Origin of the sequence: Nocardia sp. NBC_01730 (assembly GCF_035920445.1) — a bacterium.
Classification (GTDB): domain Bacteria; phylum Actinomycetota; class Actinomycetes; order Mycobacteriales; family Mycobacteriaceae; genus Nocardia.
This window is the reverse complement of record NZ_CP109162.1, coordinates 3,748,064-3,769,361: the sequence shown is the minus strand read 5'-3', so window position 1 is coordinate 3,769,361 and position 21,298 is coordinate 3,748,064. Positions and strand designations below refer to the sequence as shown.

Sequence of the window (21,298 nt, the reverse complement as noted above, 5' to 3'; positions counted from 1 at the left end):
GTGAATTCGGGCTAGTCGGTAATGATGCGGTGTGGAACGAAGGCGGAGCCGTCGTCGGTGATCAGGCCCGCGGTCTCGCGGATGCCGAGGCCCGCCGCGGTATCACCGACGATCCAGGCGCCGAGCACCGGGCGCATGTCGTCGAATTCCGGGAGCGGGTCGAGCAATTGGTAGACGTAGCCTTCTTCGCCGTATACCCCGCCGGTGGCGGTTTCCATGCCCGCGCCGACGATGGTCATGTTGGCGCCTTCGCGTCCCAGCTTCGGTTTGCGGATGTACTCGGTGAGCTCGTTGGGTTGATCGAGGTAGGCAGGCAACAGGTTCGGGTGCCCCGGGTACATCTCCCACAGCACGGCGAGGATCGCCTTGTTGCTCAGCAGGGTCTTCCACAGCGGTTCGACCCACATGGTCTGCGGCAGGCTGTCGACTACCCGCTTGCCGAAGTCGTCGTCGAGCGCCCACTCCCAGGGGTACAGCTTGAAGATCGCCTCGATCGGCGCCTCGGCCAGGTCGACGAAACGTTCCAGTTCCGAATCGAATCCGACCTCCTCGATCGGGAGCGCGATGGTGTCGAACCCGGCCTCGGCGGCGGTCTCCTGCAGGTACGCCGTCGTGACGTTGTCCTCGCCGGTCGCGTCCGCGCCGGACCAGGTGAAGTGCAGCTGTGCCGTCGGTAGCACGTCGCGCAGCGTGCTCCAGCGCTCGACGAGCTTCTCGTGCAACGAGTTCCACTGGTCGCCACCAGGGTAGCGGTCGGTGAGCCAGTGCCACTGCACGATCGCAGCCTCCAGCAGCGAGGTCGGCGTATCCGCGTTGTACTCCAGCAGTTTCGCGGGCCTGCGCGCGTCGTAGCGCAGATCGAAACGCCCGTACACGTACGGGTCGGAGCGCCTCCAGGATTCGGCGATCGGGCCCCAGCTCCACTCGGGCAGACCGAAATCGGCGAACCGTTCGGTGAGCACGATGTGTTCCACCGCGTTCAGGCACATCGAGTGCAGCAGTTCGACGTCGGCCTCCAAGGCGAGGATCTCCGGCATATCGAACTCGTAGTGGATGGACTCGTCCCAGTACGGCCTCGGCTGGCCGCTCGCGTCCCGTCCCGGTGAACCGTAGACCAGGCCCTGGCCCTCGATGGTCTGCTGCCAGCCCGGCCGGGGCGTATCGCGCACGCGCCGCATCTACGACCCCCCGCCGGTGCTCTTGCTGCCGAGCCCGCCGCGCTGCACCGTGGTTCCGCTCTTGGTCTTGATCTCCGCGCTGCGCGGTACGACCGTGGTGCCGCCGGTCGGCGGCTTGCCGACGGTGCCGGTGCCGCCGTAGTAGTAGCGGTACTGCGGTCCGCCGCCGAGGATGATGAGACCTGGACCGCCACCGCTATTGCTGACGAAGCCGGGTCGGCCGTCGCCGCAGTGATCGTCGTCGACCACGACCTCCTGGCCGTTCTCGGTCTTCACGCAGTACGCCGTGACCCGTTCCGGCGCGTTCAGCGCACGATAGGCCAGGTAGCCGCCGCCGACCAGACCGGCGACGCCGACAATGGCGACACCACCGATCATGACCCGCTTGCGCTTGCGCTTCTTGGCCTCCTCAGCCGCGACGGCGGCCTGCTGTGCCTGCTCGGCGTGCTTGCGCGCCTTGTCTCTGGCCCTCGCTTCGGCCACCGTGGGTGGACGCGGCTTGGTAACCCCCGCTTCCTGTCGCTGCACGCTGCCGCGGCGGGGCGGCCCCGGAGTGCCGGGAGCCGCGCCCAGACCGGCGAGCCCTTCCGTGCCGCTCGCGGCTCCGGGCGGCACCGAGCCCGGCGTCGACCAGTCGACGTCCGACGGATCGGCGGGCGTCGTGCCCGGCATACTCGACGTGGGAGTCGACCGATCCTGCGCTTCGGCGGAATCGGCAGGCGCGGGCTCCGGGGCCGATCGCGCACCGGCCGCGGGTTCGGAACCGGCTGCGGCGGGCGTATCCGGATGCTCCGAAGCGGACGACCGCTCGGGTTCGGGGCTGTCGGGACGCGTGCCGTCACCCGGATGCTGCGTGCTCACCGCTGCGCCCCCCTCGTCGCCCGAACTACCACTACCGCTCCTCGAAACCGGTCAAATCACCCCGCGCGGGCTCCCAGCTTTCCACAACCAGGGTCACCCGACCAGGTGGAGTCCCGGAACGCAAGAGCTCGAGCAACCTTTCGCAAGCCTGTCGCGGTCCTTGCGCGACCACGTGCACGCGGCCGTCTCTGGCGTTGGTCGCGTGCCCGACCAGCCCTAGTTCCAACGCGCGCGCCCGTGTCCACCAGCGGAAACCCACTCCCTGGACCCAGCCGTGCACCCAGGCGCTCAACCGAATGGGGTCGTCCATCAGGCCTCGACGTCGAACGACAAGGTCACCTTGGATCCGGCCCGCAGCGTCCGCCCGACGGTGCACACCTTGTCGATCGCGCGCTGCACGGTGACGAGCAACCGCTCGCGTGCCTCGTCGTCGAGTTCGCTGAGGTCGAGCTCGAACACCTCGTCCAGCTGTGGGTAGACCTCGTTCTCCCGATCGGCGTCGCCGGACACCCGGATGGTCGCGTCGAAGTTCTCGCCGAGCTTGCGCGACAGTGGGAAATCCGCACTCAGGCCCGAGCAGGCAGCCAAGGCGATCTTCAGCAGCTCGCCCGGTGTGAACACGCCGGCGACGCCCTGCGACCCGATCCGGACCTCGGCGCCGCGGGAGCTGCGACCGGTGTAGGCCCTGGTCCCGGTGCGCTCGACCCACAGTGTGGTCGGGCCATGCTCGACCGGCGCCGCGGTGGCGGTGGCGGGTGTAGCGGTCTGTTCAGCCATGGTTCGATCCTGCCATTCTCGTCGAAATCAGCTCGCGCGCCTGGCAACGCCGGGGTCGCGTGCGCCATTCCTGACGGTCACCGGACGGTGGCTGGGATTACTACTCCTGAAACCGGTAGCCCATCCCGGCCTCGGTGAGCAGGTGTCTCGGGTGTGACGGATCGACTTCCAGCTTGCGCCGCAGCTGCGCCAGATATACCCGCAGATAGTGCGTTTCGGTGGCGTAGGACGGACCCCACACCTCGCGCAGCAGCTCACGTCGTCCGACCAGCTTGCCGCGGTTGCGCACCAGCATCTCGAGCATGCCCCACTCGGTCGGCGTCAGGTGCACGGTCTCGCCGTGCTTGGTGACCTTCTTGGCGGCCAGGTCGACGGTGAACGACGAGGTCACCACCACGGGGTCCGACGCGTCGGTGTCGGTGGCGCCGCGGCGGACGGCGGCGCGCAGCCGGGCAAGCAGCTCGTCCATTCCGAACGGCTTGGTGACGTAGTCGTCGGCGCCCGCGTCGAGCGCCTCGACCTTGTCGGTCGAGTCGGTCCGCGCGGACAGCACGATCACCGGCGCCGACGTCCAGCCGCGCAGCCCGGCGAGTACCTCGATGCCGTCCATGTCGGGTAGGCCGAGGTCGAGGATCACCACGTCCGGATGTTTGTCGGCGGCCGCGCGCAGGGCGGCGCCACCGGTCGCCGCGGTGATCACCTCGTAGCCGCGAACCGACAGGTTGATCCGCAGCGCGCGCACGATCTGCGGTTCGTCGTCGACCACGAGTACCTTGGTCGCCACCGCCTCGGGTGTTTTCGTCACCACCGCCTCCTGTGCTGTCAGGGACACCTCACTCACCTGCGCTTGTCGTTTCGTGCGGGACATCCGCGCCCGCGTCGTCGGGGGGCCGTAACTCGTCCGCAGGCAGATCGACCAGCATGGTCAATCCTCCCCCCGGCGTCGGCTCGGCGTGCACCGTCCCGCCCATCGCCTCTACGAATCCGCGCACCACCGACAGACCGAGCCCGACACCCGTGGTGTTGTCTCGATCGCCGAGGCGCTGAAACGGCTCGAAGAGCTGCTCCTCCGCGCCGTGCGGGACGCCGGGACCGGTGTCGACGACGGCGACCGAGACGCGGTCGCCGGTGCGGTCGGCGGTGATCCGGACCGGGGTATCGCGTGGCGCGTGACGCAGCGCGTTGTCGATCAGGTTGGCCAGCACCCGTTCCAGCAGGCCGCCATCGGCCCGCACCGAGATGTCGCCGACGTCGACCCCGACCCGGTCCATTGCGGCGCGTCGCAGCCCGCGCGCGCCCATTCCGACGCTCACCAGCGCGCGGTGCGCTACCTCGTCCAGGTACACCCGCCGCAGCTGCGGCGTCACCACGCCGACCGCGAGCCGCGACGAGTCGAGCAGGTTGCCGACCAGCGCGGTGAGCTGATCCACCGACTCCTCGATTGTCTCCAGCAGTTCGGCGGTGTCCTCCGGGGAGAATTCGATGTCGTCGCTGCGCAGGCTGGAGACGGCGGCCTTGGCTCCCGCCAGGGGCGTGCGCAGGTCGTGGCTGACCGCCGAGAGCAGCGCCCGGCGTAGCCGGTCGGCTTCCAACAGCGCCGCCGCGGCGCCGGCCTCCTCGGCGAGGCGGGACTGCCGCACCAGTCCGACCGCCTGATTGGCCACCGCGTTGAGGACGGTACGGTCGGCCGTCGGCAGCGGTCGGCCCGCGAGCAGCAGCCAGTGGTGCGCGTCGCCCGCCTCGACCACGGTGCTCGCGTCGGCCGGCAGGCGCGGCGGGTCGATGCCGACCTCGGCAAGCACCAGGTCGCCCGCCACCAGGCTGACCGCGCGTTGGGTGAAGGTCTCTCTGATCTGTTCGAGCAGCTTGGGCAGATCCGCGCCGTGCAGGACGGCGCCGGAGAACATGGTCAGCAGTTCGGCCTGCCGAGAGGCTTTGCGCGCCTGCCTTGTCCGCTTCGCGGCCACGTCGACCAGCGCCGCGACCGCGACGGCGACGATGAGCAGCACGATCACCGTGACGAAGCTGTCCGGCTCGGCGATGGTCAGGCTGTAGCGCGGCGGCGCGAAGAACCAGTTCAACAGCAGGCCGGACAGCAGCGCCGATGCCGACGCGGGCACAATGCCGCCCAGCAACGCCACCGCGACGACGCCGACCACGAACACCGCGCTGAGCCCGCCGAGATCCAGCACGCTGTCCAGGTACGTGGAGCTGACCGCGCACACCAGCACGGGCACGAGAACCGCGGCGAGCCAGGCGGTCACGGGTCTGCGCGGCCGGAACGCGTACCGGCGCAAACCGCGGTGGGCCTCCTCATGCGTCACCATGTGCACGTCGATCTTCGCGGAGTGCTGCACCACGGTCGACCCGATGCCCTCGTCGAACATCCGTGCCCAGCGCGAGCGCCGCGAGGTGCCGAGTACCAGCTGGGTGGCGTTCGCCTCGCGCGCGAACTCCAGCAGGGCCGAGGGCACGTCGTCGCCGGTGACGGTGTGCAGCGAGGCGTCCAGGCTGGCCGCGAGCTCACGGAGCCTGGCGAGGCGCTCGGTGGAGACCCCGGCCAGCCCGTCGCCGCGCACGACGTGCACCACCACCAGGTCGGCGCTGGATTTCGTGGCGATCCGGCTCGCCCTGCGCACGATGGTCTCCGACTCCGGGCCGCCGGTCACCGCGACCACGACCCGCTCCCGCGCCTCCCACAGCTCGGTGATCTTGTGGTCGGCGCGATACTTGGCCAGCGCTGCGTCGACCTGGTCGGCCAGCCACAGCAGCGCCAACTCGCGCAATGCCGTGAGGTTTCCGGCCCGGAAATAGTTGCGCATCGCCGCGTCGATCTTCTCGGCGGCGTATACGTTGCCGTGGGATAGCCTGCGCCGCAACGCCTCCGGCGTGATATCGACCAGCTCCACCTGGTCCGCGCCGCGCACCACGGCGTCCGGCACGGTTTCGCGCTGCTGGATGCCGGTGATCTGCTCGACGACGTCGTTGAGGCTCTCCAGGTGCTGCACATTGACCGTGGAGATCACGTCGATGCCGGCGTCGAGCAGATCCGCCACGTCCTGCCAGCGCTTCTCGTGCGTGCTGCCCGGCGTGTTCGTGTGCGCGAGCTCGTCGACCAGCACCACCGCGGGCGCGCGCTTCAGCACCGCCTCGACGTCGAGCTCCGGAAACGTGGTTCCGCGATACTCGATCAGCTTCGGCGGAATGCGCTCGATGCCCTCGAGCAGCTGCGCGGTCTTCTCCCTGCCGTGCGTCTCGACGACCGCGGCCACCACGTCGCGGCCACGCTCCAGCCGCCGGTGTGCCTCGCCGAGCATGGCGTAGGTCTTGCCGACTCCCGGCGCGGCGCCCAGGTAGATGCGCAGCTGGCCGCGTTTCACGCCTTCATCATCGCGCGCCGCGAGTCCCGGGCCGAGCAACCCTCGATCGAACCGGCGTGCTGCGCCCGCTCAGACATCGAACGCCCCTGGCTTGTTCGTGCGCCACCGCTCGGCGCGGTCGCCCGCGACGACCACAACCTGCGGTCGGCGCGACTGCGCGCGACTGCCCAGGACCCGGATGATCAATGCACAGCACACGAACCCGACGAGAACGGCAACGGCGACTGCCGACATGACGACCCTTCTTCCGATGAGACACCGCCGGTTGCGCTGGAGTCGTCCGCCTGACCGGCTCTCCACTTCTACCGCCGGGATACCCACAGACCCCGATCTTTACGGTCTGTTAACGGTCCGGCGCTCTTCTTTGACAGCTTCCTTTCGGCGGATACGATCGCCCGCCCTGGTGGGACATGGTCGTGCGGATCACGACAAGGAACCGGTGATCGCTCTGTACCGGACAGCGTGCCGTGTGTGCGGCTGCCTCGCCTGCGCTCGGCCCGGCGCAGGGCTGTGGACGGACTTCGTCCGGCAGTGCTCGATGTGCGGGTGGCGACCGTGGAGGTGCGCAGGCTGCGGCTGACCGATCGCTGGTGGCCGGTGGTGGTGCCGTTAACGAACCGCAAATGCGGAATCCCGGGGCGCTAAGGAGTCGTAAGGAATCGCCTCCTACGGGCGCCGGGACGCTTGACTCGCTCTGGCGTGCTCCACCATGGCGCGCGGATGGAGGTTGTCGAGTCATGTCTGTCGTGCTGTTCACGGCGCTCACCGTGGCGGCGTTCGCGCTGCTGGGACTGATCCAGCGTGGGGTGGAGAAGCTGTGATCGCGAACCTGGCCGGTCTGGTTCTCGCTGTCGGCGTCGCTGTCTACCTGGTCGTGGCGCTGCTGTTTCCCGAGAGGTTCTAGGTGAACACGACAACCGCGGGGATCGCCTTCGTGGCGTCCCTGGTGCTGGCGCTCGTGCTGGTTCATGTGCCGCTCGGCGACTACATGTACCGGGTGTACAGCGGCCGCAAGCATTCTCGCGTGGAACGCGTCGTTTACCGGGTGATCGGCGCCCAGCCCGATGTCGAGCAGACCTGGTCGGTGTACGCCCGCAGTGTGCTGGCCTTCTCGGCGGTCGGCATCCTGTTCCTGTTCTTCTTCCAGCTGGTCCAGGGCAGACTTCCGCTGCACCTGAACGATCCCGGTACCGAGATGACGCCCGCGCTGGCTTGGAACACCGCGGTCAGCTTCGTGACGAACACGAACTGGCAGAACTATTCCGGTGAATCGACCCAGGGGCACCTGGTGCAGATGGCGGGGCTCGCGGTGCAGAACTTCGTGTCCGCGGCGGTCGGGATGGCGGTGGCGGTCGCGCTGGTGCGCGGGTTCGCGGGCAGGCACACCGGCGACCTCGGCAACTTCTGGGTGGACCTGGTGCGCGGCACGATCCGTATCCTGTTGCCGCTCGCGTTCGTGTTCGCGATCGTGCTGGTCGCGGGCGGCGTGATCCAGAACTTCCACCTGCACGACCAGGTCGCGCAGACGCTCAACGGCACGCAGCAGACCCTTACCGGCGGTCCGGTGGCCAGCCAGGAGGCGATCAAAGAACTGGGCACCAATGGAGGCGGCTTCTACAACGCCAACTCGGCGCACCCGTTCGAGAACCCGCGTACCTGGACCAACTGGGTGGAGATCTTCCTGCTGCTGGTGATCAGCTTCTCGCTGCCGCGTACGTTCGGCAGGATCGTCGGCAGCCGTAAGCAGGGCTACGCGATCGTCGCGGTGATGGGGACGATCGCGCTGATCAGCGTGACGCTGACCAACCTGGTCCAGCTCCAGCACCACGGGACCGTGCCGACCGCGATCGGCGCGTCGATGGAAGGGGTGGAACAGCGCTTCGGGGTGGCGAACTCGGCCACCTGGGCGTCAGCGACCACTTTGACCTCGACCGGCGCCGTCGACTCGTTCCACGACTCCTACACCAGCCTCGGCGGCCTGATGACGATGTTCAACATGCAGCTCGGCGAGGTCGCGCCGGGTGGGACGGGCTCCGGGCTGTACGGAATGCTGATTCTCGCGGTGATCACGGTGTTCGTCGCGGGTCTGATGGTCGGGCGCACACCGGAATATCTCGGCAAGAAGATCACGCCGAAAGAGATCAAGCTCGCCGCTTCGTATTTCCTGATCAGCCCGTTGATCGTGCTCGTCGGCACTGCTTCGGCGATGGCGCTGCCGGGGCAACGGGCGGGCATGCTGAATTCCGGGCCACACGGCCTGTCGGAGGTGTTGTACGCCTTCACCTCAGCGGCCAACAACAACGGTTCGGCGTTCGCGGGCCTGACCGGGAACACCGACTGGTACAACACGGCGCTCGGCCTGGCCATGCTGTTCGGCCGCTTCGTGCCGATCATCTTCGTGCTCGCGCTGGCCGGGTCGCTGGCTCAGCAGGGCACCACTCCCGAGTCGATCGGCACCCTGCCGACGCACCGGCCGCAGTTCGTCGGCATGGTCGTTGGTGTGACGGTGATCCTGGTCGCGCTCACCTTCCTGCCCGCACTCGCGCTGGGGCCGCTCGCCGAAGGAATCCACTGATGACCAGTCCCGCAATCGAAAAGAACAGCTCCGCGGAGCCTGAGCCCGAACGGCAGCGGCGGGACAAGGGTGTCCCGAAGGGTGTGCTCGACCCCGCGATGCTGGTGACCTCGCTGCCGGACGCGGTGCGCAAGCTCGATCCGCGCACCTTGTGGCGCAACCCCGTGATGCTCATCGTCGAACTGGGCGCGGTCTGGTCGACCATCCTCGCTCTGGCCGATCCGAGCTTCTTCGCCTGGGCCATCGTCGTGTGGCTGTGGCTCACCGTGATTTTCGCGAACCTGGCCGAGGCGGTCGCCGAGGGCCGCGGCAAGGCTCAGGCGGACGCGCTGCGCAAGGCCAAGACCGACACGGTCGCGCGGCGGCTGCCCGACTGGTCGCCGGGTGCCCGGGTGGTCGAAGAGTCGGTCGCCGCGCCGGATCTGCGCCGCGGCGATCACGTGGTCGTCGAGGCGGGGGAAGTCATTCCCGGCGACGGCGACGTGGTGGAGGGCATCGCCTCCGTGGACGAGTCGGCGATCACCGGCGAATCCGCGCCCGTGATCCGGGAGTCCGGTGGCGACCGTTCGGCGGTGACCGGCGGAACCACCGTGCTGTCGGACCGGATCGTCGTCCAGATCACCCAGGAGCCGGGGCAAAGTTTCATCGACAAGATGATCGCGTTGGTCGAGGGCGCGAGCAGGCAGAAGACGCCGAACGAGATCGCGCTGAACATCCTGCTCGCGGCGCTGACGATCATCTTCGTGTTCGCGGTCGTCACGTTGCAGCCGCTGGCGATGTTCTCCAAGGCGAACAACCCTGGGGTGGCGGACACGTCGGCGCTGGACGTGCACGGTGTCACCGGCATCGTGCTGGTCTCGCTGCTGGTGTGCCTGATCCCGACGACCATCGGCGCGCTGCTGTCGGCCATCGGCATCGCGGGCATGGACCGGCTGGTGCAACGCAACGTCCTGGCCATGTCGGGCCGCGCGGTCGAGGCCGCGGGCGATGTGAACACGCTGCTGCTGGACAAGACCGGCACCATCACCCTCGGCAACCGTCAGGCGTCGGAGTTCGTCCCGGTGCCCGGCGTCGGCAAGGACGAATTGGCCGACGCCGCACAGCTGTCCAGCCTGGCCGACGAGACGCCCGAAGGCCGTTCCATCGTGGTATACGCCAAGCAGGCATACGGGCTGCGGGAGCGGACGCCGGGCGAGCTGACGCACGCGCAGTGGGTGGAATTCACCGCCCAGACCCGGATGTCCGGCGTCGACGTCGACGGGCGTCTGCTGCGCAAGGGCGCGGCGAGTGCGGTCACCGAATGGGTACGCGCGCGGGGCGGTTCGGTGCCTGACGAACTCGGCGCGACCGTCGACGGCATCTCCGCCGCAGGCGGCACGCCGCTGGTCGTCGGTGAAGTCAACGACGGCACTGCCCGGCTGCTCGGGGTGATCCACCTCAAAGATGTGGTGAAGCAGGGCATGCGGGAGCGGTTCGACGAGATGCGCAGGATGGGCATCCGCACGGTGATGATCACCGGCGACAACCCGTTGACCGCCAAGGCGATCGCCGACGAGGCCGGGGTGGACGACTTCCTCGCGGAGGCGACGCCGGAGGACAAGCTGGCGCTGATCAAGCAGGAACAGGATGGCGGGCGGCTGGTCGCGATGACCGGCGACGGCACCAACGACGCCCCCGCACTGGCTCAGGCCGACGTGGGCGTCGCGATGAACACCGGCACCTCGGCGGCCAAGGAAGCCGGCAACATGGTGGACCTGGATTCCGATCCGACCAAGCTCATCGAGATCGTGGAGATCGGCAAGCAGCTGCTCATCACCCGCGGCGCGCTCACCACGTTCTCCATCGCCAACGACATCGCCAAATACTTCGCGATCATTCCCGCACTGTTCGTCACGTTGTTCCCCGGCCTCGACGCGCTCAACATCATGCGGCTTTCCAGCCCGCAGTCCGCGATCCTGTCCGCGGTCATCTTCAACGCGATCGTCATCGTCGCGCTGATCCCGCTGGCGCTGCGCGGCGTGCGCTACCGGCCCTCGAACGCGTCGGCACTGTTGAGCCGCAACCTGACCGTCTACGGGCTGGGCGGCATCATCGCGCCGTTCATCGGCATCAAACTCATCGACCTCGTCGTCCAACTCCTCCCCGGGATGTCCTGACATGCGCCTTTCCACCTTGATCCGGCAGCATCTCGCCGCGCTGCGCGCGTTGCTCGCGCTCACCGCGATCACCGGAATCGTCTACCCGCTCGCGGTTTTCGCCGTCGCGCAGCTGCCGGGACTGCACGACAAAGCGGATGGTTCGCTGCTCGAGGAGAACGGAACAGTGGTGGGCTCCAGCTTGATCGGGCAGTCGTTCACCGACTCCGGCGGCGCCGCGCTGGTGCAGTACTTCCAGAGCCGCCCGTCCGCGGCAGGCGACGGGTACGACCCGATGTCCACGGCCGCGAGCAATCTGGGTCCGGAGGACATTGTCGACACCGCCTCGCGCCCGAGTCTGCTCACCACGGTGTGCACCCGCAGCAAGGAGGTCGGCGACCGTGAGGGGGTCGACGGCAGCCGCCCGTACTGCACGAAAAGCGGTGTGGGCGCGGTGCTCTCGGTGATCGGGTCGCGCGACGCCTACGGTGACGTGCCCCATCCAGTGCAGGTCGTCAGCGTCAACGAGGCGTGCCCGGCGCAGCCGTTCCTCGCCGACTACCGCGGGGTTCGGGTCGAATGCGCCAAGGAGGGCGAGGACTACTCCGTCGGCCGTATCGTTCCGATCTCGGGCGATACCCCGGCCAACCCGCCCGTGCCTGCCGACGCCGTCACCGCGAGCGGTAGCGGGCTGGACCCGAACATCTCCCCAGCGTACGCGGCGATCCAGGTGTCCCGAATCGCGAAGGCGCGCAGCATCTCCGAGGAGCAGGTTCGCGCGGTCGTGGACGCGCATACCAGCGGTCGGACCATGGATTTCCTCGGTGAGCCGCGGGTTGATGTTGTGCAACTGAACCTGGATTTGGACCGCAGCTACCCGTATCGCGGCTGACCAGCACACGAACGCGGTCGTCAGCTACGGTTGCCGACCGCGTTCGCGTGGCTGTCAGTGGCCGCGGGCGATCCAGTCGGCCAGCGAGGGTTTCTCGGCGCCGATAGTGGTGGAATCGCCGTGGCCGGTGCGCACCGTGGTCTCCTCCGGGAGGGTGAGCAGCCGGTCGCGGATCGAGTCGATGATCGTGCCGAAATCGGAGAACGAGCGGCCGGTCGCGCCGGGTCCGCCCGAGAACAGAGTGTCGCCGGTGAACAGGGCCTTCGCCTCCGGGAGATGCAGCGTGACCGAGCCAGGGGAGTGGCCGGGGGTGTGCAGGACTTCGAACTCAGTGCCCGCCACCGGAATCCGCTCGGTATCGGCGAGGGACCGGTAGGTGACGTCAGGATGGGTCATGCGCCACAGCGGGTCGTCGGCGGGATGCAGCAGGATCGGCGCGTCGAGACGCTCGCCCAGCTCGGGGGCGACGGTGACATGGTCGTTGTGGCCGTGGGTGCAGACGATCGCGCGGACGGTCCGGCCCGCCACGGCCGCGACGATCGGGTCGGCATCGTGCGCGGCATCGATCACGACGACCTCGGCGTCATCGCCGACCAGCCAGACGTTGTTGTCCACATCCCAGGTGCCGCCGTCGAGGGAGAAGGTGCCCGAGGTGACCACGCGGTCGATCCGGGCGGTCACCAGACCACCACCGAGCGCAGCACATCGCCGGTGTGCATCTTGCCGAAGGCGTGTTCCACCTGGTCGAGCGCGATGCGCTCGGTGACGAAGCGCTCCAGCGGCAGGCGGCCCTGACGGTACAGGTCGATCAGGGTGGGGAAGTCGCGTTCCGGCAGACAGTCGCCGTACCAGGAGGACTTCAGCGCGCCGCCGCGGGAGAACAGGTCGATCAGCGGCATCTCGATGGTCATGTCGGGTGTCGGGACGCCGACCAGGACGACCGTGCCCGCCAGGTCGCGGCCGTAGAACGCCTGCTTCCAGGTCTCCGGGCGGCCGACTGCGTCGATGACGACGTCGGCGCCCCAGCCGTCGGTGTACTCCTGGATCTTCTCGACCACGTCTTCGGCGGTGGCGTCGATGGTGTGGGTGGCACCGAATTCGCTGGCCCAGCGCAGCTTCTGGGCGTCTCGGTCGATCGCGATGATGGTCCCTGCCCCGGCCAGGCGTGCGCCCGCGATCGCCGCGTCGCCGACTCCGCCGCAGCCGATCACCGCGACCGTGTCGCCGCGGGACACGGCGCCGGTGTTCATCGCCGCGCCGATGCCTGCCATCACGCCGCAGCCGAGCAGGCCCGCCACCGCGGGATCGGCTTCCGGATCCACTGTGGTGCACTGGCCTTCGTGCACGAGCGTTTTGTCGACGAACGCGCCGATGCCGAGCGCGGGACTGAGCTCGGTGCCGTCGGTGAGCGTCATTTTTCTGCTCGCGTTGTGGCTGGCGAAGCAGTACCAGGGGCGGCCGCGCCGACACGCCCGGCATTCGCCGCAGACCGCGCGCCAGTTGAGGATCACGTAGTCACCGACCTCGACGTGGGTGACCGCGTCGCCGACGATCTCCACCACGCCCGCCGCTTCATGGCCGAGCAGGAAAGGGAATTCGTCGTTGATCCCGCCCTCGCGGTAGTGCAAGTCGGTGTGGCACACTCCGCACGCCTGCACCCGGACCACCACGTCGTGCGGTCCTGGCTCGGGAATCACCACGTCGACGATCTCGACCGGCGCGCCTTTGCTGCGGGCCACGACCCCACGCACGGTTTCGGACACTGTGCCTCCTAAGTGGATCGAGCGATGAGCGGATCCGGCCGTTCGCCGGGCCCGAAATCTGTACACCTGTCCATACTTCTGTACTCGATGTTCTGACACTACCGCCGGGCGGTCGGCTACCGGAGGGCGCGAGGTTGACATTCCACATTAGAATGTTATGCTGAAAAACATTATTCCACTATGGAGTGTGGAACCGTCGATAGGAACAGGCATGGACATCTCGACCGGTACCCGCGCCTCGAACGCCGAACGCGACAAGGTGGTGCGGCTGCTCGGCAGGCATATGTCGGACGGGCGGATCGATCTCGCCGAATACGACCAGCGCGTCGCCCAGGTGTACGCCACCGCCACCCGCGACGACCTGAACCTGGTGCTGTCCGATCTGCCCAAGCTCGCCAAGGAGGTCGCCGAACCGGCCGGCGCGTGGCCCCGCCTCCCGCTCTGGCAGCGGATCGAGGGCACCACCTGGCTCGGTGTGAGCCTGCTCGTGCTGGCTATCTGGGTAGCGATCTCGCTCGGTCTCGGCGAGCTCACCTATTTCTGGCCGGTGTGGGTGATCGGCCCGTGGGGCGCGGTCCTCGCGTTCCGTATGGTGGCCGGCTTCGAGGGCGGCCGCCGTACGAGCTGAACCCGTCTCGGCGCTGTCGGTCGGATTCTCCGGCGGCAGTGCCGATTCCTGTCCCGGGCCGCGCTACCACCTGCGCCGGGCGGTCGGGTCATGCGACGGGGACGGCTGGTCGCGCCCGTCGCGCCCGTCGCGCCCGTCGCGGCGTCCGGGCGCGGGTTGGTCGTGCGACGGTTCGGCATGGTGGTCGGACGGCGCGAACCGAGCACGGGGCCGGGACGCGGGCTCGTCCGGAGGCGGCGTCGCGCGGCGTCGCGTGTGCTCGAAGTCCATGGGCGGGTAGGGATCTCGCTCCCGAAGGGGTTGGCGACCTGTGGGCGGCCTGCGGTACGCCGCGGCCTCGTAGTCGGGCGATGGGTATTGCCTGGATCGGCCTGCCCGCTCATCGCGCGTGCTCGGCTGGTCGTCGGGTGTGGAGAACTCGTCGTGGTTGTGGCGTAGACGGTCTGGCTGATCGGGACGAGCGGGTGGACGATGCCGCGAACGGTTCGGCTCTTCCGCGCCGGTCTGCGGCAATGGACCGCTCGACCGAGCCCTTTCGGAATCGGTGCGGCGGCGCGCGGATCGCTCGGCGGGCGCTGGCTCGGCGTCGTCGGACCGCGCGTTCGGCTGCGCGGTGGTGGGCCACTCGTGGCCCCGTGATCGTCGGTCGGGACTGGAAGCAGGCTCCGGCAGGCCGAGCCGGAGCGCGGGAAGTTCCCGGGTCACCTCGGCGGCGCTGACGCCCTTCTCGCGGTAGCTGGCCGGAATATCGTGGGCGCGCAGCCAAGCACCCGGATCGTGGCCTGCGCCCGGCTCCAGCCTTGGAATGGTCTGTTCGAGCAGGTCGAGAAGATCGCCAGTCGTGGCGCCGAGTGCGGCGCGGATCGCGGGGAAAGCGTCCGGGTGGAAGGTCCACTTCCATTCGGACTGCGGGTGCGCTCCACCGCGCTCGCGTCGGTGGAAGACGAGGTCTCCGGAGCGGACGATTCTGGCACGCATGGTCCATCCGCTGGATTCGACGACCAGCTCGCCGGATTCGGTGCGCTCGATGTGATCGATCTCGTCGTCGACGAGATCGACGTCCGGCTCGGCGTGGCGCACCCATTTCGTCAGGGCACTCCACTTGGCGAGCAATGGCGGCCCGGGCTCGTCGACATCCGCTGTGTCGGCCCGGCCGCTCCGCAACGCCCGCGGAATCCACGCGGTGAGGTTGGCGCGCGCGGAGGTCTCGAGCCGGCCGTCGTCCTCGAACGACGGCACGGAATCCGGCCGCGCGCGCCAGCCGGTTCGGCCGGAGAAATTCCCATGAATGGGAGCCTCGTCCTGTTCCTCGGCGTCGCCCCATGTGCTGTCGGCGCTTCGCCGGGCTGCTTCGCCTTGCCGGTTCCGCGCGTTCAGTGTGATCTCGAACCACGCTGCGACCAGTCCGGCCACACCGAACCCGCCCGCGACGGCCACCTCCACCCACACATCGCTGAGCACCGCACTATTGCTGCGCTCACACGCGTAGAGAAATACCAGGCAGCCGAGCACCAGCGCCGTGATGCGGGCAAGGCGGAACGCTGTGCTGTTCCCTGGTGAGGGGGCAGGCATGCTGTTGCGCTCCCGAACATTCCGCTGGTGAATCAGAGGGATCGTATGTGCCCAGACGGTGGGGCGTCAGCACATGGTCGAGATCTTTCGGGATCGGTGCATCCGTCCCTTCGAGTGTGCGAACGACAGCAGGTCTGTCCTGCGATTCGCCGCAATGAGCTGGCAACCGTTCGCGCCCGCGTCGCGCAGGACGATTCGGTGCCGCGGACGGCGACGCGGACCATTCCGGCAAACCGATCACGCGATGAAGCGAATGCTGACCGCGCAACAAATCGTTTCGCCACGCGACAACTGATCTCACAAGCACATGGGTAACTCGCCGGGCACGTCCAGAACTCGAGCGATACCCGACGCAGGACCTGAACGCAACTCTCGTGACACCCGGCTGGTACGGCCTGAAGACCCGGAGAGGCGGGGGAGCACCCGACGCAGGACCTGAATGCGACTCCCGTGACACCTGACTGGTACGGCCTGAAGACCCGGAGAGGCGGCTGAGCCCCGCGTCGGGAATGCCCGGCACTCGACGGATACCATGACTGGTCGCCGGATCCTCTGATAACCAGGCAGAACACGGAAAGGTCGTCGACTTTGCACCTGAAGAGTCTGACGTTGAAGGGCTTCAAGTCCTTCGCGTCCGCGACGACGCTGCGGTTGGAGCCCGGCATCACGTGCGTGGTCGGTCCGAACGGATCGGGCAAATCGAACGTCGTCGACGCGCTCACCTGGGTCATGGGTGAGCAGGGTGCGAAGGCGCTGCGCGGCGGCAAGATGCAGGACGTCATCTTCGCGGGCACCACCGGACGCGCACCACTCGGCCGCGCCGAGGTCACACTGACCATCGACAATTCCGACGGCGCGCTGCCGATCGACTACGCCGAGGTGTCCATCACCCGGCGTATGTTCCGCGACGGCGCGGGCGAATACGAGATCAACGGCAGCTCCTGCCGGCTGATGGACGTGCAGGAACTGCTCAGCGACTCCGGCATCGGCCGTGAGATGCACGTCATCGTGGGGCAGGGACAGCTTTCGGCCATCCTGGAATCGCGCCCGGAGGACCGCCGCGCGTTCGTCGAAGAGGCTGCCGGTGTGCTCAAACACCGCAAACGCAAGGAAAAGGCGGTGCGCAAGCTCGAGGCCATGCAGGCCAACCTGGCCCGCCTCACCGACCTCACCACCGAGCTGCGCCGCCAGCTCAAGCCGCTGGGCAGGCAGGCCGAGGTGGCCCGAAGGGCACAGACCGTGCAGGCCGATCTGCGCGATGCCCGCCTGCGCCTCGCCGCCGACGATCTGGTCACCCGCCGCCAGGAGCTGGCAAGCCAGCAGAGCAAAGAGGCCTACGCTCGCGAGCAGCAGATCACCGTGCATTCCGAGCTGGACGCCGCCAACGCCGCGCTGGCCCAGCACGAGTTCCAGCTGTCCCGTCTGACCCCGAGCGCCGAGGCCGCCGCGCAGATCTGGTTCCAGCTCTCCGCGCTGGCCGAGCGGGTCAACGCGACGATTCGAATCGCGGGCGACCGTGCGCGCCACCTCGACACCGAAACCCCGGTCGGCACCGGCCGGGACCCCGAACAGCTGGAGGCCGAGGCCGAACGCGTCGAGACCGAGGAAGCCGAACTGCGCGAGGCCGTCGAGATCGCTGTCGAGACCCTCGATGCGGCCAGGGAGCAGCTGGCCGAACGGGAACAGTTCGCGAAGGCCGCCGAGCAGGCGCATCTGGCCGCCGTGCGGGCGATCGCCGATCGGCGTGAGGGTCTGGCCCGGCTGTCCGGCAGGGTCGACACGCTGCGCACCAGGGCCCAGTCGGTGGACGCGGAGATCGCCAGGCTCTCGGTCGCCATCGCCGACGCCAGGCACCGCGGCGAGGCCGCGCAGGCCGAATTCGACACCGTGCAGGTCGAACTCGGCGAACTGGACGCGGGTGAGGCGGGGCTGGACGCGCAGTACGAGCACGCGGTGCAGGCGCTCACGCTGGCCGATCAGCGCGTCACCGAGCTGCGCGAGCAGGACCGTGACGCGAGCAAGCGGGTGGCGTCGCTGACCGCGCGGATCGAGGCGCTCGGCATGAACCTGGCACGCCGCGATGGCGTGGCCTGGCTGGTGGAGAACCGTGCCCAGGGGCTGCTCGGCCCGCTGTCGGCGCTGTTGCGCGTGCACGGTGGTTTCGAGGCGGCGGTCGCCGCCGCGCTCGGCCCGCTCGCCGATGCCGTCGCGGCCGAGACCGGCGAATCCGCCCACGTCGCGATTCGCGCGCTCAAGGACGGTGACGGAGGGCGTGCCGCGGTGGTGTTCGGAGTGGACGGCGAGCATCGGCCGCCGCTCGGCGCGTTACCCGGCGCTGCCCGGTGGTTGATCGACGTGGTGGACTGCTCGGACAGCGTGCGCGGCGCGATCACGGCGCTGACCGCGGGAATCGCCGTCGCCGACGACCTGGTCGCGGCTCAGGCGGTCGTGGCCGCAGTGCCCGAGGTTCGTGTGGTCACCCGCGACGGCGATCTCGCCGGAAATGGTTGGCTGTTGGGGGGTTCCGATCGTGCGCCGAGCCAGCTGGAGATCCAGGCCGACATCGACGCGGCCGAGACGGACCTGGTTGCCTCGCAGCGCCGCGCCGAGGAACTGGAGGCGGCGCTGTCCGGCGCGCTCGCCGAGCAAGCCGACCGCAAGGACGCTGTCGACCATGCGTTGCTGGCGCTGCACGAATCCGACCAGGCACTGGTCGCGATCTACGACCGGCTCGGCAGGCTCGGCCAGACCGCACGCACCGCGCACGCCGACAGCGAGCGGCTGCTGGTACAGCGCGCCGAAACCGAGGTGAGCCGGGAGGAAGCGCTCGCCGCGCTCGCCGAGCTGGAGGATCGCCTGCGGCACGCGGAACTCGAGCAGTCCGAGGTCGACGCCGACGGCATCGGCGCGGCGGGCACCGAATCCGCGGGCCGCGAGCGCGAGGAGGCGGCGGCGGCACTCGCGGAGGCGCGTTCGATGGAGGTCGAGGCCCGCCTCACCGTGCGCACCGCCGAGGAGCGCGCGGAATCGGTGCGCGGCAAGGCGGATTCGCTGCGCAGGGCCGCTCGCGCCGAACGGGAGACCCGCGCTCGCGCCGAACGCGCGCATGCCGCGCGCAAGCGGGCGGCCGAGGTGGCCGCAGCGGTGGCGGAATCCGGTGCGAAGATCGCCGCCGAATTGGAAAAGGTGGTCGGCGAGGCGGGTACCCGACGCGACGAGCTGGTGCGCAGGCGCGCCGAATGCGCCGCCCAGGTCGAGCAGGTCAAGGAGCGTGCGCGTGCGCTGACCGCGCAGCTGACCCAGCTCACCGACGCGGTGCACCGCGACGAGGTGGCCAAAGCTCAGGCAGCGCTGCGCATCGAACAGCTGGAGGCGACCATCGCCGAGCAGTTCGGCATAGCGCTGACCGACCTGATCGCCGAGTACGGTCCGGACGTGCCACTACCGCCGTCGGAGCTGGAGATGCAGGAGTACGAACAGGCGAAGGCGCGCGGCGAGCAGGTCAGCGTCCCCGCCCCGATGCCCTACGACCGGCAGACCCAGGAGCGGCGCGCCAAACGCGCGGAGAAGGACCTCGCCACCCTCGGCAAGGTGAATCCCCTTGCGCTGGAAGAGTTCGCGGCCCTGGAGGAACGCTACAACTTCCTGGCCACCCAGCTGGAGGACGTCAAGAGCGCACGCAAGGACCTGATGGATGTGGTCGCCGATGTCGACGCCCGCATCCTGCAGGTGTTCACCGAGGCCTACGCCGACGTCGAGCGCGAGTTCGTCGGGGTCTTCGCGAAACTGTTTCCCGGCGGCGAGGGCAGGTTGCTGCTCACCGACCCGTCCGACATGCTCACCACCGGCATCGAGGTGGAGGCCAGACCGCCGGGAAAGAAGGTCAAGCGGCTGTCGCTGCTGTCCGGCGGAGAGAAGTCGCTCACCGCGGTCGCTCTGCTGGTGGCCATCTTCCGCGCAAGGCCCTCGCCGTTCTACGTGATGGACGAGGTGGAGGCCGCGCTGGACGACACCAATCTGCGCCGCCTGATCGGTCTGTTCGAGCAGTTGCGGGAGAAGAGTCAGCTGATCGTCATCACCCACCAGAAGCCGACGATGGAGATCGCCGACGCTCTCTATGGCGTCAGCATGCGCGGCGACGGCATCACCCAGGTGATCTCCCAGCGGATGCGTGGGCAGAATCTCGCCCCCGTCGGCGCGGCAGGCTGAGCTGACGCGCGGTCGGCCGCGGCCGACCGCGAGCCTGGCGGCCCGGAGTCCGGATAGACCATCAGGTCGTCACTCGAATTGTCGAGCTTCGCGACCGCCGCCCCTCCTTGCGCTCATGGGCGTGCTTGGCGCCCATGAACGTGCTTGCGCGATGGGCCGAGCATCTTGTCGGCGTCATCGGAGTCCGCCCGGGCGACCGGATCTGCTACGCAGGCGCATCGACCGTGTCGACGGTGTGCCTGGTGCGTCGAATCCCGCTGTGACCAGAGGAATCCTTGTCCGGCGTGCATCCGAACCCGCGGCGCCCGGATACACGCCGTGGTCGGTGAGCAACCGCTCGGCGCCCGGACATCGGGCGTCTCGCGCACCAGCCCAGACGCGAGCCCCCGCGTTCACCGTCCGGCGCGGGTCACCGCGACGTGCTCACTTCGTCGCTGTCCAGCAGCGCTTTGATCTGGGTCGCACCGGTCTCGGCCAGCCAGGTGTCGAAGGTCCGCAAGCCGGGGTGGATCTCGCGGATCTGCTCGACGTCGGCGATCCAGCCGCCGGTGTGGCGGAGCAGGCGCCAAGTGTTGCCGATCTCTTCGCCGAGCGCGTCCGCGTCGGCCTCGCTGATCTCGTGATAGCGGACCTCGTGTCCGGTGGCCTTGCTGATCGCCGCGACGGCCGCCGGTGGGGTGATCGCGTCGCCCGCGAGTTCGAGGACGCGACCGTCGAAGCCTTCCGGGTCGGCGAACGCGAGGGCAGCGATATCGCCGATATCCGCCAGGGCGATCACCTTCATCGGTTGATCGGTGGGGAAGAGGTGCCGGTGCACCCCGTCGATGATCCCGTCGAGCGGTAACGAGCGCAGCAGGTAGTTTTCCATGAAGCGCACCGGGTGCAGCAGTGTATAGCGGGCGCCGCTGGCGGCTATCGCGTCTTCGATGCGCTTCTTGCCATTCGCGCCCCACGAGGTGTTCTCGCCCATCGACGCGATGCCGGTGAACACGATCTGTTCGACACCGGCCTGGCGGGCCGCGTGCACGAGCGCCTCGCCGCGCGCGGCTTCCAGTTCGACGTTCCAGCCCTGCGGGCCGAAAGCGGCGGGCGGGACCACGAACAGTCCGGTGGCGCCGGCCAGTGCGGTGGACAGGGTGTCGGGGGAGTCGAAGTCACCGACAATGAGTTCTGCGCCCGCCGCGGCCAATTCCCGTGCGGCGGGCGCCTGCGCGTCGCGAACCAGCGCGCGCACCGCCCTGCCGTCCGCCAACAGCCTTCGGGCGGTGGCTCCGCCCTGCTTGCCGGTGGCGCCGGTGACCAGGATGAGGTTCTGCTGAGGGGACATG

At 68.8% G+C, this 21,298-nt stretch carries 19 protein-coding genes; 8 read left to right on the top strand and 11 right to left on the bottom strand.

Annotation, left to right across the window (positions count from 1 at the left end; translation table 11 throughout):
• Positions 1 to 11 precede the first annotated feature (11 nt).
• From OHB12_RS15080 to OHB12_RS15050, 7 genes are all read right to left on the bottom strand, one after another.
• On the bottom strand, positions 12 to 1,178 hold the full coding sequence (locus OHB12_RS15080) for a glutathionylspermidine synthase family protein (RefSeq protein WP_327120002.1): 1,167 nt from the start codon (positions 1,176 to 1,178) through the stop codon (positions 12 to 14).
• Positions 1,179 to 2,039, bottom strand: coding sequence for a hypothetical protein (locus OHB12_RS15075; protein ID WP_327120000.1), 861 nt, complete (start codon positions 2,037 to 2,039; stop codon positions 1,179 to 1,181). It lies immediately after the preceding gene.
• A 31-nt stretch (positions 2,040 to 2,070) separates the two neighbouring features.
• Positions 2,071 to 2,349, bottom strand: a complete 279-nt coding sequence (locus OHB12_RS15070) for an acylphosphatase (RefSeq protein ID WP_327119998.1) — start codon at positions 2,347 to 2,349, stop codon at positions 2,071 to 2,073.
• Positions 2,349 to 2,816: an OsmC family protein gene (locus OHB12_RS15065; RefSeq protein WP_327119996.1), complete on the bottom strand. Its 468-nt coding sequence runs from the start codon at positions 2,814 to 2,816 to the stop codon at positions 2,349 to 2,351. The genes OHB12_RS15070 and OHB12_RS15065 overlap by 1 nt, the downstream gene beginning before the upstream one ends.
• Before the next feature lie 100 nt (positions 2,817 to 2,916).
• A complete protein-coding gene (locus OHB12_RS15060) occupies positions 2,917 to 3,648 on the bottom strand; it encodes a response regulator (protein ID WP_442800099.1) in 732 nt (243 codons plus the stop codon).
• Position 3,649: 1 nt separating this feature from the next.
• Positions 3,650 to 6,196: a sensor histidine kinase KdpD gene (locus tag OHB12_RS15055; RefSeq protein WP_327119994.1), complete on the bottom strand. Its 2,547-nt coding sequence runs from the start codon at positions 6,194 to 6,196 to the stop codon at positions 3,650 to 3,652.
• 69 nt (positions 6,197 to 6,265) lie between these two features.
• Positions 6,266 to 6,430 carry a hypothetical protein gene (locus OHB12_RS15050; protein ID WP_327119992.1) on the bottom strand — a complete coding sequence of 55 codons (165 nt, stop codon included), beginning with the start codon at positions 6,428 to 6,430 and terminating at the stop codon, positions 6,266 to 6,268.
• Between the two features lie 237 nt (positions 6,431 to 6,667).
• On the opposite strand from OHB12_RS15050, the gene OHB12_RS15045 reads away from it, so the two are divergent.
• From OHB12_RS15045 to OHB12_RS15025, 5 genes are all read left to right on the top strand, one after another.
• Positions 6,668 to 6,841 (top strand): hypothetical protein, encoded by a 174-nt coding sequence (locus tag OHB12_RS15045; RefSeq protein WP_327119990.1) that lies wholly within the window; start codon positions 6,668 to 6,670, stop codon positions 6,839 to 6,841.
• A 64-nt stretch (positions 6,842 to 6,905) separates the two neighbouring features.
• Positions 6,906 to 7,100, top strand: a complete 195-nt coding sequence (gene kdpF, locus OHB12_RS15040; RefSeq protein ID WP_327119988.1) for a K(+)-transporting ATPase subunit F — start codon at positions 6,906 to 6,908, stop codon at positions 7,098 to 7,100.
• Positions 7,101 to 8,771 (top strand): potassium-transporting ATPase subunit KdpA, encoded by a 1,671-nt coding sequence (gene kdpA, locus OHB12_RS15035; RefSeq protein WP_327119986.1) that lies wholly within the window; start codon positions 7,101 to 7,103, stop codon positions 8,769 to 8,771.
• A complete protein-coding gene (gene kdpB, locus OHB12_RS15030; protein ID WP_327119984.1) occupies positions 8,771 to 10,927 on the top strand; it encodes a potassium-transporting ATPase subunit KdpB in 2,157 nt (718 codons plus the stop codon). Before kdpA ends, kdpB begins: the two co-directional genes overlap by 1 nt.
• A 1-nt stretch (position 10,928) precedes the next feature.
• A complete protein-coding gene (locus tag OHB12_RS15025) occupies positions 10,929 to 11,798 on the top strand; it encodes a potassium-transporting ATPase subunit C (protein ID WP_327119982.1) in 870 nt (289 codons plus the stop codon).
• A 54-nt stretch (positions 11,799 to 11,852) separates the two neighbouring features.
• Here OHB12_RS15025 and OHB12_RS15020 read toward each other — a convergent pair whose 3' ends face one another.
• Together OHB12_RS15020 and OHB12_RS15015 are read right to left on the bottom strand one after the other, a co-directional pair.
• Positions 11,853 to 12,479, bottom strand: coding sequence for an MBL fold metallo-hydrolase (locus OHB12_RS15020; RefSeq protein WP_327119980.1), 627 nt, complete (start codon positions 12,477 to 12,479; stop codon positions 11,853 to 11,855).
• Complete coding sequence (locus OHB12_RS15015; RefSeq protein WP_327119978.1) at positions 12,476 to 13,561, bottom strand: S-(hydroxymethyl)mycothiol dehydrogenase; 1,086 nt, start codon at positions 13,559 to 13,561, stop codon at positions 12,476 to 12,478. Before OHB12_RS15015 ends, OHB12_RS15020 begins: the two co-directional genes overlap by 4 nt.
• Before the next feature lie 211 nt (positions 13,562 to 13,772).
• On the opposite strand from OHB12_RS15015, the gene OHB12_RS15010 reads away from it, so the two are divergent.
• Entirely contained in the window at positions 13,773 to 14,189 is a 417-nt protein-coding gene (locus OHB12_RS15010; RefSeq protein WP_327119976.1) for a DUF1707 SHOCT-like domain-containing protein, read from the top strand.
• A 63-nt stretch (positions 14,190 to 14,252) separates the two neighbouring features.
• Here the strand turns inward: OHB12_RS15010 and OHB12_RS15005 are convergent, their stop codons facing one another.
• Positions 14,253 to 15,761 (bottom strand): hypothetical protein, encoded by a 1,509-nt coding sequence (locus OHB12_RS15005; protein WP_327119974.1) that lies wholly within the window; start codon positions 15,759 to 15,761, stop codon positions 14,253 to 14,255.
• A 588-nt stretch (positions 15,762 to 16,349) separates the two neighbouring features.
• Between OHB12_RS15005 and smc the strand changes: the two genes are divergently transcribed.
• Positions 16,350 to 19,970, top strand: coding sequence for a chromosome segregation protein SMC (gene smc / locus OHB12_RS15000; protein ID WP_327119972.1), 3,621 nt, complete (start codon positions 16,350 to 16,352; stop codon positions 19,968 to 19,970).
• Between the two features lie 134 nt (positions 19,971 to 20,104).
• The gene (locus OHB12_RS14995) at positions 20,105 to 20,233 is read left to right on the top strand and encodes a hypothetical protein (protein ID WP_327119970.1); all 129 of its coding nucleotides are present in this window, start codon (positions 20,105 to 20,107) and stop codon (positions 20,231 to 20,233) included.
• Positions 20,234 to 20,379: 146 nt separating this feature from the next.
• Here the strand turns inward: OHB12_RS14995 and OHB12_RS14990 are convergent, their stop codons facing one another.
• Entirely contained in the window at positions 20,380 to 21,297 is a 918-nt protein-coding gene (locus OHB12_RS14990) for an NmrA family NAD(P)-binding protein (protein ID WP_327119968.1), read from the bottom strand.
• Position 21,298: the final 1 nt, after the last annotated feature.